Source organism: Enterobacter sp. BIDMC109, assembly GCF_001037885.1.
GTDB classification, from domain to species: domain Bacteria; phylum Pseudomonadota; class Gammaproteobacteria; order Enterobacterales; family Enterobacteriaceae; genus Enterobacter; species Enterobacter hormaechei_C.
In genome coordinates, this window is sequence record NZ_KQ090002.1 from 4,622,625 (window position 1) to 4,635,749 (window position 13,125).

Here is a 13,125-nt window from a genome sequence, read left to right on the forward strand (position 1 = left end):
CACGCTGGAAAACGCCAGCTAAATGACGGCAGTGTGCCGAAAAAGGCAGCGAGTATAACGCAAATCCCCACTTTTGTCGGTGATATTGTTTTATAAAAATAGCGCATAAATGCGCAAGCGATGACACGAACTGTCAGTGAATTAAGGGAAGCTTAAGCCCTGAACGGCAGAGATCGTAATCATGCTAAATGTATCGAATATTTTATTACAGCAAATTGCTACGCTGTGCCATTTCGGATAAGGTGAAGGAACAAGCCGTTATTTATCTATCCTCTTCTGACGCCATACATCTTTTGGCGCCAGGGAATACCTCTCTTTTTTGGTGGGTAAATAACGATGATATATCCTGATGTTTCCTGAAAATGCGTTTTGTCTATTCACTTTTGGCTTTCTGGCCAGGGGATGTTTTACACGTATTACGAGGGTGGTTTTTAAATTCTCATTATCTTCAGTTAGTTGTATTAAATGAACATGTTTTCCATACGTGATCATATAAGCCTGAAAAGTATAATTAAAACATCGTGGCTTAATAAAAGTAATAAATTTGCGTTAAGGGAAGGCTTTTATCATGCACACACAGACCATATTTGAATTAAGCCAGGAAGCTGAACGATTGTTACAGCTCGCTCTGAACAATCTTGATTCATTAAAATCTATGCCGATTGCAAAGCTGGATAGCACAGCCGCTGCGATGAGCGGCGTTAATAACAACGTTTTGCCGTTACATTTTAGCGCACGGGGTGTCGACGCTCAGCAGGCGATGCTGAATAACGAATTACGCAAAATAACCCGTCTCGAAATGGTGCTGGCGATTGTGGGTACCATGAAAGCGGGAAAGTCGACCACCATTAATGCGATTGTGGGCACGGAAGTGCTGCCGAACCGCAATCGTCCGATGACGGCACTTCCCACGCTGATCCGCCATACGCCGGGCCAGAAGGAGCCGGTGCTGCATTTTTTGCACGTTTCGCCCATCGATACCCTGATTACCCAGTTGCAGAAAAAACTGTGCGATAAAGATCGCGGCAAGCTGGCGCGGCGTCTGGAAATCGACAAGGACATGAATACGCTGCTGGAGCGCATAGAAAGAGGTGAGGCGTTTGAAAAACATCACCTGGGCGCGGAGCCCATCTTTCATTGTCTGAAAAGCCTGAACGATCTGGTGCGGCTGTCTCAGGCGCTGGGCGTGGAGTTTCCGTTCTCTGAGTATGCCGCGATAGAACATATTCCGGTGATTGAGGTGGAGTTTGTGCATCTCGCCGGTCTGGATGCGCACCTGGGGCAACTGACGCTGCTCGACACGCCGGGGCCGAACGAGGCCGGTCAGCCGCACCTGCAAAAAATGCTCAGCGAGCAGCTGGCGCGCGCCTCCGCCGTGCTGGCGGTGATGGACTATACACAGCTTAAATCTATTTCTGATGCGGAGGTTCGTCAGGCAATTTCGGCTGCCGGCAAATCCGTACCGCTTTACGCCCTGGTCAACAAATTCGATCAGAAAGATCGTAACAGCGACGATGAAGAGCAGGTGCGGGCGATGATTTCCGGCACGCTGATGAAAGGAAATATTTCTCCGGGGCAAATTTATCCGGTCTCTTCTATGTGGGCCTATCTGGCAAACCGCGCCCGCTATGAGATGAACGTTCATGGGCGCCTTCCCGATCATCAGGATCAGCGTTGGGTACAGGATTTTGCCGAGGCCGCGCTGGGCCGCCGCTGGCGAACGGCCGACCTGGACGATATTGACCATATTCGCCATGCGGCGGATCTGCTGTGGGAGGATTCGCTGTTCGAACAGCCCATCCGCAAACTGATTTACGCGGCTTACGCCAACGCCTCGCTGTTCGCTTTGCGGTCGGCATCGCATAAGCTGCTGAACTATGCGCAAAATGCCAGAGAATACCTGGATTTTCGCCATCAGGGACTGACGGTCGCTTTTGATGAGCTGGAGCTGAATATTGCGCGCCTGGAAGAGGATATGACGATGCTGCGTCAGCGGCAGAGCGTGGTGAGCGATGAGGTCCAGCATGAAGTTGAAGAGGCGCTCAACACAACGGATGCATTCCTGCTTCGCCAGAAAGGTGAACTTCACCAGGCGCTGGGCGACATTTTTAGCCGCCCGTCTATTCTTGATTTAGCAGGGCGCGAGCCATCCAGTTTGCGTGCAGACGACGCGGATGCGATCCAGCAGCTGGTGCTTGACGATGAAGGGCAGGCGCAGATTGTCCTGAGCAAGATCCGATCGTCATGCGAGCAGATTATGCTGAATGCGCAGAGCAGAATTGGCCGGGAGCTGGCGTTACGCTTCGATCAGCTGGAGTCTACGCTTGCCCGATCGTTGAATGAGGCGATGCGCCCTATCGAGACGCGAATCAAGGAACAGCTCAGTCATGCCGGATTTCGGGCGCGGATTAGCTTCCCGGCGTTTCAGGCAAACCAGCTTAATTTCAATACGCGCGGCTTATTTAATGATGCCATTGTGCAGGACACCCCTCCCGCCAGTCAGCCAGCAGGGGCAGGCAGCGTACGTAATACCGTCTCGCGCTGGCTCAATAATCCCGGCTGGGGCTGGGAAGAGTATGTCGTGACGCGCACACGCTATGTCATCGACATCGTTCAGCTTCATGGCAAATTTACGCAACATATCGATCAGTTTTGCGATCAAATACGTAAAGCTTTGGCCGCGCAGGTCGATGTCTCTGTTACGGCAGGTATGGCAACGTTCTTTGCAGAGTTTTCGTTGTGCCTGACCGGGTTACAGGAAAGCTTGCGTGATAGCCTTGCCGTGCGGCAGCAGAATGAACATTCAACCCGGGCGCTTAGCCAGTTGTTGAAGCAAAGTATGACTACTGCGGCGTGGATTCAGGAAGATACCCGACTGTTACGCGATGATATTCAAACCTTATTCGCGGCAGAGCAACCATGACAACACAGCTACTGGACGGTCCCGGGCGGACGCTGGAGTGTATTCATCCAAAATTTATGGTCGATTTGGTCCAGGGGGCGGACGCTGCACGTCACTCCCTCCTGGGGCCACAGCAACTGCAATTTCGTGAGCGTTTGACGCAGGAGATCATTACGCAGACCCGGCTGCGGCCGTGGGCAATGGCGGGAATGCTCAACGAAAATGCAGCGCTGCGGCTGGGTCTGGCGGAGAAACTGGCCGGTATGCTCGACCCCGGACACCTTGCGCTGACCCGTATGTCCGACAGGCTGGTAGCCCTGCGCCAGCAGGTGAATCCACGCCTCCCTCAACCGCCCGGATTGTTGCAACAGTACGAAGAGCTCTCCTCACATTTCAACCAGCGTGCCGCCTATAAAGAGAAAGCGCTCGCGCAGCGCGGCCTTACGGTTCAGGCGGGTGAGCACAGCGAGCAAATTTTTACCCGCTGGCGAGCCGGGCAGTATGACGGCTGGTCGCTGGCTGGCCGCTGCTTTATCGTGCTGGAAGAGTTGCGCTGGGGGCGTTTGGCGATGCCTGTCGTCTGGCGAATAGCGATGTGGCGGCCATGCTGAAAGATAATCTGCGCAGCATGGCCGCAAACTATCTGGCACAGGGAATTAATGCTTCTCCCACCACCCGGCATTTTTACCATCAGTGGCTGACGACGCCCGCTTCTCCCGGTCTGATTGATCATAAAGATATGCTGGGCTGGCTGGGGGACTGGTGTCAGGCGGATAAACATCCGGTGAGCTGGTCAGTGACGCAGAGCTGGCAAACGGTCGCGCTGGGAATGCCGAGACTCTGTTCGGCAAAACGGCTGGTGGATGGCATGGTGGAAGAGATATTTGGTACATGATTGCCCCCTCTTTTTAAGGAGGGGGCGAAAGGGTTAGTGGTGCATTTCTACCGCTTCAGGTTCTGTCCGGGACTCAGGCACATGCCCAAAGCGTCTGGCATACAGTGCCGTGATGACAGGGACCAGAATTGCCGTCACAATCACGCTGGCGGCAACCAGAGCCGTGGCGGAAGCGGCCACGGGTTCAAAGGCCGGGTTAATCTGGGCGATAATCACCGGGTTGGCTACCGCAGCGCCTGCGGCCGAAGAGGCGGCCACGCCCGCGGTTCCGTTGCCGCCCCCGATGACGCGGTCTGCAATAATCAGTGGAATACCCGTGATGACGATGACGGCAACACCCAGCACAATGCCCAGCAGGCCGGTTTCCAGAATCACGTTCAGGTTGATGGTATTGCCCAACGCGAAGCCGAAGAACGGGATCAGTACCGGGGTGGCTTTGCTGAAGAAATCACGCAGATCGTGATCGAGGTTGCCCAGCGCAAAACCAATCAGGAACGGCAGGATCGCCCCGACAAAATGGTGTGGTTCAAAAGAGGCAAGGCCGGCAGAACCCAGAATCAACATCGTCATCAGCGGACCCGACTCCAGGGACATCAGCACGAACGCGCCCGATTCTTCTTTGGTGCCATATTGATTCATCAGGCTGGCATAGAGACCGCCGTTGGTCATATCCATTGCTGAGACTATGGCCAGAACAGATAATCCGGCGAAGAAGCCGGTCTGAATTCCATTCTCCGGAATGAACATCGCACAGATCATGGCAACAACCCAGGCGACCGCAATTTTAGTAATGACCAGCGTCCCTGATTTACGTAATACCGTACCTGTTGCACGCAAGTTAATAGATGCGCCGATGCAAAAGAACCAGACTGCCAGAATCGGTACCGTTCCGGTAATCATACCTTTTGTAAAACCGCCAAAATAAGCACCGGTATTCGGGGCTAGCGTATTTAATATCGCGCCAAGTACCAGCGGGACCAGCATCATCCCGCCCGGGATGCGTTCTATTGTTGCTTTAATCTTCATCATTAACCCTCACATCTCGTCCGCATGGCTGGCGGAAAGCTCAAAAAATAGATCAACAAATTCAAACGATTGCCTTTTTTGGGACCAATCGATTCGTTATTTATGCTGTAGAGCGAAATTCAGGTGTTCAGCATTCCTTCATTTGAAAGCTGCTGGGATATCGTGTTCGGATTTATCATGCGATCTTTGGAATTGTGATTCAACGAAAATAAAACGCTGTTTTAGTTATCTTCGTCACATATTGAATGTAAACAGGATTGCCCACTGTTAATAATTGAATTTTGTGTAAATTCGCTGTGAAAAAATGTGCTTGCATTTTGTTTGGGGAGGAATAATAACGGGCGTTAAGATCTGTTTGATAAGGGGGTTTAGAATGACCTTATTTATCGTGAATTGACAAAAGCTGAAGGCAACTTACGAACAGGAAAAATAAGTGTGAAGTTGATCACATATATAAACGCTGGTAGGGTAAAAAGGTCTTTAACTGCCCAGACAGGCGTCAACAGGTTCGGTTGTATTGAGGTAAAACGTCAATGTAAGTAAACCTGCTACGCTTGAATAAGGAGATTCGCATGGAGCGGATCTCTGGTTCACAGCTTGCAAAATGCGCTGTGAAACGGACGGGGCTGAGTCTACGAGGAAAGCTATGCTTAGAAGGAAAAAAGTAAAACCCATCACGCTGCGCGATGTCACCATTATTGATGACGCGAAACTGCGCAAAGCGATTACAGCGGCCTCGCTCGGTAATGCGATGGAGTGGTTCGATTTTGGTGTTTACGGCTTTGTGGCCTATGCACTTGGTAAAGTGTTCTTCCCTGGTGCCGATCCCAGCTTGCAGATGATTGCTGCGCTGGGTACGTTCTCCGTTCCCTTCCTGATTCGTCCTCTCGGTGGCCTTTTCTTCGGCATGCTGGGTGATAAATATGGTCGCCAGAAGATCCTGGCTATTACCATTGTCATCATGTCGATAAGTACATTCTGTATCGGCCTTATTCCGTCGTATGCAACTATTGGTATATGGGCGCCGATTCTGCTGTTGATCTGTAAGATGGCGCAGGGCTTCTCCGTTGGTGGCGAATATACCGGCGCATCGATTTTTGTCGCTGAATATTCTCCGGACCGTAAACGTGGCTTTATGGGCAGCTGGCTGGACTTTGGTTCGATTGCCGGTTTTGTCATGGGCGCGGGGGTTGTGGTTCTGATCTCAACCGTAGTGGGTGAAGAGAACTTCCTTGACTGGGGCTGGCGTATTCCGTTCTTCCTGGCGCTGCCGCTGGGCATCATTGGGCTTTATCTGCGTCACGCCCTGGAAGAGACGCCTGCGTTCCAGCAGCACGTTGAAAAGCTGGAGCAGGGTGACCGTGAAGGGTTACAGGATGGCCCGAAAGTGTCGTTCAAGGAGATTGCGACCAAACACTGGCGCAGCCTGCTGACCTGTATTGGTCTGGTGATTTCCACCAACGTCACCTATTACATGCTGTTGACCTACATGCCGAGCTACCTGTCGCATAACCTGCACTACTCGGAAGACCACGGTGTGCTGATTATTATCGCCATCATGGTGGGTATGCTGTTTGTGCAGCCGATTATGGGTCTGCTGAGCGACCGCTTTGGCCGTAAGCCATTCATTATTCTCGGCAGCGTAGCCCTGTTCGCACTGGCAATCCCGGCCTTTATTCTGATTAACAGCAATGTGCTGGGGCTGATTTTCGCCGGTCTGCTGATGCTGGCGGTGATCCTCAACTGCTTCATCGGGGTGATGGCTTCTACGCTGCCGGCAATGTTCCCGACGCATATTCGCTACAGTGCGCTGGCGGCAGCCTTTAATATCTCCGTTCTGATTGCGGGCCTGACGCCGACGCTTGCTGCTTCACTGGTGGAGAGCACGCAGAACCTGATGATGCCTGCTTACTATCTGATGGTCATTGCGGTGATCGGCCTGATTACCGGTATTACCATGAAGGAGACGGCGAATCGTCCGTTGAAAGGGGCAACGCCTGCGGCGTCTGATATTCAGGAAGCGAAAGAGATCCTGCGTGAGCACTACGATAATGTAGAGCAGAAGATTGAAGATATTGACGCAGAGATTGAGGCGCTCCAGACAAAACGCTCTCGCCTTGTCGATCAGCATCCTCGAATTAACGAGTGATAAAAAAACCCGCCGCTGGCGGGTTTTCTTTTATTAGCATCCTGCGGCAATATAGTCGCCGCCGGCGCTGACGGGGATCACCGTCAGGAACAGGATCGTCGCGAACAGTATCAGAACAATCCCTCCGGCAATTTTGACCATCGGCATTACCCAGTTCAGGGACGTGCCGCCGCCAAACCAGGTTACTGTGCGTTCACGCGCGTAACGTACTGCCAGCGACAGCCCCATAATCGACAGCGCCGTGCCCAGCGACATTGTCATCACAGCAGCAATCCCCCAGCTAATAATGCCGAGCGCATTCGAGAACATCAGGATCATAATTGCCCCGCTGCACGGGCGTGCGCCAATGGCCAGCACCACGCCCAGACGGGTTTTCCAGTCGCTTTTAGCCAGATCCACCCCTACGCCGTGATGGCCGCAGCCACAATGTTCATTATGCTGGTGAAGCGGCTTGATGGCGCTAATCGCCATTTTGCGCGGACGCAGGCTGCTGAGCGCCTGATAAATGATAAATGCACCGAAGGCGGCAATCAGTAGGGCGCTGATTTTCTCGACGTACCAACGGCTGGTGCTGATATCCCCTGACGCGAGGTTCAATCCAACCGCCAGGATAAAGACAAAGACGATCGCGCTGACGCCCTGCATCAGGCTACCGATAAACGGTACGACGCGCGCCGCGAGCTGGCTCTCTTTATTGGTAGTGAGATACGTGGTGACGATGAATTTGCCGTGTCCCGGTCCAACGGCATGGAGGACACCATAAAGAAACGCACCGGTTAACAACCACAGCCCGCCGCTGTACTGATGATTATTAAGTTGCAGCAGATACATCACCAGATATCGGTGCAGGGTAATCTGGGTGGCGAGGCACCACTGAATAAAAGCATTCCAGTGCGTATGCAGTGCAAAACCTGCCATAAGTAACGCCAGCACGGTGAGCCCGGCGGTTGGGAGACGCCAGTCACGTTGAAGTCGTTGTGTCGTCATGAGGTTGACCCGCGAGAGAAATATTTGCCGCTAGTATAGTGTTCAAATCGCTGGATCACACCGGGATCGTCAATGGATTGTGGATAAGTCTGTGCGTAAAAAGGTATAAGGCGGGGTTTTGCTGTGGAATGCAGCAGTCAGTCATTTTTCTGTCATTTAGCGGTTGCGGCCTGCGGAGAACTCCCTATAATGCGCCTCCATCGACACGGCGGATGTGAATCACTTCACAAACAACCCGGTCGGTTGAAGAGAAAAAATCCTGAAATAACGGGTTGACTCTGAAAGAGGAAAGCGTAATATACGCCACCTCGCGACAGAGCGCTGAAGCGCGTCGCAACTGCTCTTTAACAATTTATCAGACAATCTGTGTGGGCACTCAAAGTGACATGGATTCTTAATGTCCTCGGACACTAAATGAATACCAAGTCTCAACGAGTGAACACGTAATTCATTACGAAGTTTAATTCATTGAGCATCAAACTTTTAAATTGAAGAGTTTGATCATGGCTCAGATTGAACGCTGGCGGCAGGCCTAACACATGCAAGTCGAACGGTAACAGGAAGCAGCTTGCTGCTTCGCTGACGAGTGGCGGACGGGTGAGTAATGTCTGGGAAACTGCCTGATGGAGGGGGATAACTACTGGAAACGGTAGCTAATACCGCATAACGTCGCAAGACCAAAGAGGGGGACCTTCGGGCCTCTTGCCATCGGATGTGCCCAGATGGGATTAGCTAGTAGGTGGGGTAACGGCTCACCTAGGCGACGATCCCTAGCTGGTCTGAGAGGATGACCAGCCACACTGGAACTGAGACACGGTCCAGACTCCTACGGGAGGCAGCAGTGGGGAATATTGCACAATGGGCGCAAGCCTGATGCAGCCATGCCGCGTGTATGAAGAAGGCCTTCGGGTTGTAAAGTACTTTCAGCGGGGAGGAAGGCGATAAGGTTAATAACCTTGTCGATTGACGTTACCCGCAGAAGAAGCACCGGCTAACTCCGTGCCAGCAGCCGCGGTAATACGGAGGGTGCAAGCGTTAATCGGAATTACTGGGCGTAAAGCGCACGCAGGCGGTCTGTCAAGTCGGATGTGAAATCCCCGGGCTCAACCTGGGAACTGCATTCGAAACTGGCAGGCTAGAGTCTTGTAGAGGGGGGTAGAATTCCAGGTGTAGCGGTGAAATGCGTAGAGATCTGGAGGAATACCGGTGGCGAAGGCGGCCCCCTGGACAAAGACTGACGCTCAGGTGCGAAAGCGTGGGGAGCAAACAGGATTAGATACCCTGGTAGTCCACGCCGTAAACGATGTCGACTTGGAGGTTGTGCCCTTGAGGCGTGGCTTCCGGAGCTAACGCGTTAAGTCGACCGCCTGGGGAGTACGGCCGCAAGGTTAAAACTCAAATGAATTGACGGGGGCCCGCACAAGCGGTGGAGCATGTGGTTTAATTCGATGCAACGCGAAGAACCTTACCTACTCTTGACATCCAGAGAACTTAGCAGAGATGCTTTGGTGCCTTCGGGAACTCTGAGACAGGTGCTGCATGGCTGTCGTCAGCTCGTGTTGTGAAATGTTGGGTTAAGTCCCGCAACGAGCGCAACCCTTATCCTTTGTTGCCAGCGGTCCGGCCGGGAACTCAAAGGAGACTGCCAGTGATAAACTGGAGGAAGGTGGGGATGACGTCAAGTCATCATGGCCCTTACGAGTAGGGCTACACACGTGCTACAATGGCGCATACAAAGAGAAGCGACCTCGCGAGAGCAAGCGGACCTCATAAAGTGCGTCGTAGTCCGGATTGGAGTCTGCAACTCGACTCCATGAAGTCGGAATCGCTAGTAATCGTGGATCAGAATGCCACGGTGAATACGTTCCCGGGCCTTGTACACACCGCCCGTCACACCATGGGAGTGGGTTGCAAAAGAAGTAGGTAGCTTAACCTTCGGGAGGGCGCTTACCACTTTGTGATTCATGACTGGGGTGAAGTCGTAACAAGGTAACCGTAGGGGAACCTGCGGTTGGATCACCTCCTTACCTTAAAGAACCTGCCTTTGTAGTGCCCACACAGATTGTCTGATGAAAAGTAAATAGCAAGGCGTCTTGCGATTGAGACTGTACGTCCCCTTCGTCTAGAGGCCCAGGACACCGCCCTTTCACGGCGGTAACAGGGGTTCGAATCCCCTAGGGGACGCCACTTGCTGGTTCGTGAGTGAAAGTCACCTGCCGTCATATCTCAAAACTGACTTGCGAGTCATGTTTGAGATATTTGCTCTTTAAAAATCTGGATCAAGCTGAAAATTGAAACGACACACAGCTCATGTGTGTTCGAGTCTCTCAAATTTTCGCAATCAGAAGTGAAACATCTTCGGGTTGTGAGGTTAAGCGACTAAGCGTACACGGTGGATGCCCTGGCAGTCAGAGGCGATGAAGGACGTGCTAATCTGCGAAAAGCGCCGGCGAGGTGATATGAACCCTTGACCCGGCGATGTCCGAATGGGGAAACCCAGTGCAATTCGTTGCACTATCGTTAACTGAATACATAGGTTAACGAGGCGAACCGGGGGAACTGAAACATCTAAGTACCCCGAGGAAAAGAAATCAACCGAGATTCCCCCAGTAGCGGCGAGCGAACGGGGAGCAGCCCGGAGTCTGAATCAGCTTGTGTGTTAGTGGAACGGTCTGGAAAGTCCGACGGTACAGGGTGATAGTCCCGTACACGAAAGCACACATGCTGTGAACTCGAAGAGTAGGGCGGGACACGTGGTATCCTGTCTGAATATGGGGGGACCATCCTCCAAGGCTAAATACTCCTGACTGACCGATAGTGAACCAGTACCGTGAGGGAAAGGCGAAAAGAACCCCGGCGAGGGGAGTGAAAAAGAACCTGAAACCGTGTACGTACAAGCAGTGGGAGCCTCTTTATGGGGTGACTGCGTACCTTTTGTATAATGGGTCAGCGACTTATATTCTGTAGCAAGGTTAACCGTATAGGGGAGCCGAAGGGAAACCGAGTCTTAACTGGGCGTTAAGTTGCAGGGTATAGACCCGAAACCCGGTGATCTAGCCATGGGCAGGTTGAAGGTTGGGTAACACTAACTGGAGGACCGAACCGACTAATGTTGAAAAATTAGCGGATGACCTGTGGCTGGGGGTGAAAGGCCAATCAAACCGGGAGATAGCTGGTTCTCCCCGAAAGCTATTTAGGTAGCGCCTCGTGAACTCATCTTCGGGGGTAGAGCACTGTTTCGGCTAGGGGGCCATCCCGGCTTACCAACCCGATGCAAACTACGAATACCGAAGAATGTTATCACGGGAGACACACGGCGGGTGCTAACGTCCGTCGTGAAGAGGGAAACAACCCAGACCGCCAGCTAAGGTCCCAAAGTCATGGTTAAGTGGGAAACGATGTGGGAAGGCACAGACAGCCAGGATGTTGGCTTAGAAGCAGCCATCATTTAAAGAAAGCGTAATAGCTCACTGGTCGAGTCGGCCTGCGCGGAAGATGTAACGGGGCTAAACCATGCACCGAAGCTGCGGCAGCGACGCTTATGCGTTGTTGGGTAGGGGAGCGTTCTGTAAGCCGTTGAAGGTGTGCTGTGAGGCATGCTGGAGGTATCAGAAGTGCGAATGCTGACATAAGTAACGATAAAGCGGGTGAAAAGCCCGCTCGCCGGAAGACCAAGGGTTCCTGTCCAACGTTAATCGGGGCAGGGTGAGTCGACCCCTAAGGCGAGGCCGAAAGGCGTAGTCGATGGGAAACAGGTTAATATTCCTGTACTTGGTGTTACTGCGAAGGGGGGACGGAGAAGGCTATGTCAGCCGGGCGACGGTTGTCCCGGTTTAAGCATGTAGGCGGAGGTTCCAGGTAAATCCGGTACCTTGTTAACGCTGAGGTGTGATGACGAGGCACTACGGTGCTGAAGTGATAAATGCCCTGCTTCCAGGAAAAGCCTCTAAGCATCAGGTAACACGAAATCGTACCCCAAACCGACACAGGTGGTCAGGTAGAGAATACCAAGGCGCTTGAGAGAACTCGGGTGAAGGAACTAGGCAAAATGGTGCCGTAACTTCGGGAGAAGGCACGCTGATGTGTAGGTGAAGCCCCTGCGGGTGGAGCTGAAATCAGTCGAAGATACCAGCTGGCTGCAACTGTTTATTAAAAACACAGCACTGTGCAAACACGAAAGTGGACGTATACGGTGTGACGCCTGCCCGGTGCCGGAAGGTTAATTGATGGGGTTAGCGGCAACGCGAAGCTCTTGATCGAAGCCCCGGTAAACGGCGGCCGTAACTATAACGGTCCTAAGGTAGCGAAATTCCTTGTCGGGTAAGTTCCGACCTGCACGAATGGCGTAATGATGGCCAGGCTGTCTCCACCCGAGACTCAGTGAAATTGAACTCGCTGTGAAGATGCAGTGTACCCGCGGCAAGACGGAAAGACCCCGTGAACCTTTACTATAGCTTGACACTGAACACTGGTCCTTGATGTGTAGGATAGGTGGGAGGCTTTGAAGCGTGGACGCCAGTCTGCGTGGAGCCAACCTTGAAATACCACCCTTTAATGGCTGGTGTTCTAACGTAGACCCGTAATCCGGGTTGCGGACAGTGTCTGGTGGGTAGTTTGACTGGGGCGGTCTCCTCCCAAAGAGTAACGGAGGAGCACGAAGGTTGGCTAATCCTGGTCGGACATCAGGAGGTTAGTGCAATGGCATAAGCCAGCTTGACTGCGAGCGTGACGGCGCGAGCAGGTGCGAAAGCAGGTCATAGTGATCCGGTGGTTCTGAATGGAAGGGCCATCGCTCAACGGATAAAAGGTACTCCGGGGATAACAGGCTGATACCGCCCAAGAGTTCATATCGACGGCGGTGTTTGGCACCTCGATGTCGGCTCATCACATCCTGGGGCTGAAGTAGGTCCCAAGGGTATGGCTGTTCGCCATTTAAAGTGGTACGCGAGCTGGGTTTAGAACGTCGTGAGACAGTTCGGTCCCTATCTGCCGTGGGCGCTGGAGAATTGAGGGGGGCTGCTCCTAGTACGAGAGGACCGGAGTGGACGCATCACTGGTGTTCGGGTTGTCATGCCAATGGCACTGCCCGGTAGCTAAATGCGGAAGAGATAAGTGCTGAAAGCATCTAAGCACGAAACTTGCCCCGAGATGAGTTCTCCCTGAGAC

At 52.7% G+C, this 13,125-nt stretch carries 4 protein-coding genes, 1 tRNA gene, 2 rRNA genes and 1 pseudogene; 6 read left to right on the forward strand and 2 right to left on the reverse strand.

Going from position 1 to position 13,125, the window contains the following annotated elements:
• Window positions 1–568: 568 nt before the first annotated feature.
• Both crfC and SK62_RS21755 read left to right on the forward strand, forming a co-directional pair.
• Window positions 569–2,923, forward strand: coding sequence for a clamp-binding protein CrfC (crfC, locus tag SK62_RS21750; protein ID WP_045348054.1), 2,355 nt, complete (start codon window positions 569–571; stop codon window positions 2,921–2,923).
• Window positions 2,920–3,797 (forward strand): annotated as a pseudogene (locus SK62_RS21755) (diguanylate cyclase regulator RdcB family protein). Before crfC ends, SK62_RS21755 begins: the two are co-directional and overlap by 4 nt.
• A gap of 33 nt (window positions 3,798–3,830) precedes the next feature.
• Here the strand turns inward: SK62_RS21755 and kdgT are convergent.
• The gene (gene kdgT, locus SK62_RS21760) at window positions 3,831–4,823 is read right to left on the reverse strand and encodes a 2-keto-3-deoxygluconate transporter (RefSeq protein WP_017382657.1); all 993 of its coding nucleotides are present in this window, start codon (window positions 4,821–4,823) and stop codon (window positions 3,831–3,833) included.
• Between the two features lie 646 nt (window positions 4,824–5,469).
• Here kdgT and proP point away from each other — a divergent pair.
• A complete protein-coding gene (gene proP / locus SK62_RS21765; protein WP_015570231.1) occupies window positions 5,470–6,972 on the forward strand; it encodes a glycine betaine/L-proline transporter ProP in 1,503 nt (500 codons plus the stop codon).
• Between the two features lie 33 nt (window positions 6,973–7,005).
• Here the strand turns inward: proP and SK62_RS21770 are convergent, their stop codons facing one another.
• Window positions 7,006–7,959: a nickel/cobalt transporter gene (locus SK62_RS21770; RefSeq protein WP_039271986.1), complete on the reverse strand. Its 954-nt coding sequence runs from the start codon at window positions 7,957–7,959 to the stop codon at window positions 7,006–7,008.
• Window positions 7,960–8,444: 485 nt separating this feature from the next.
• On the opposite strand from SK62_RS21770, the gene SK62_RS21780 reads away from it, so the two are divergent.
• From SK62_RS21780 to SK62_RS21790, 3 genes are all read left to right on the forward strand, one after another.
• Window positions 8,445–9,986 (forward strand): 16S ribosomal RNA (locus tag SK62_RS21780).
• Between the two features lie 84 nt (window positions 9,987–10,070).
• Window positions 10,071–10,146, forward strand: a tRNA-Glu gene (locus SK62_RS21785).
• 182 nt (window positions 10,147–10,328) lie between these two features.
• A 23S ribosomal RNA gene (locus SK62_RS21790) occupies window positions 10,329–13,125 on the forward strand; the annotation flags it as partial.

What these genes read in the sequence shown, in the direction of transcription:
- crfC (WP_045348054.1), top strand. Translation starts at nt 569, where the DNA reads ATGCACACACAGACCATATTTGAATTAAGCCAGGAAGCTGAACGATTG.
- kdgT (WP_017382657.1), bottom strand. Translation starts at nt 4,823, where the DNA reads ATGAAGATTAAAGCAACAATAGAACGCATCCCGGGCGGGATGATGCTG.
- proP (WP_015570231.1), top strand. Translation starts at nt 5,470, where the DNA reads ATGCTTAGAAGGAAAAAAGTAAAACCCATCACGCTGCGCGATGTCACC.
- SK62_RS21770 (WP_039271986.1), bottom strand. Translation starts at nt 7,959, where the DNA reads ATGACGACACAACGACTTCAACGTGACTGGCGTCTCCCAACCGCCGGG.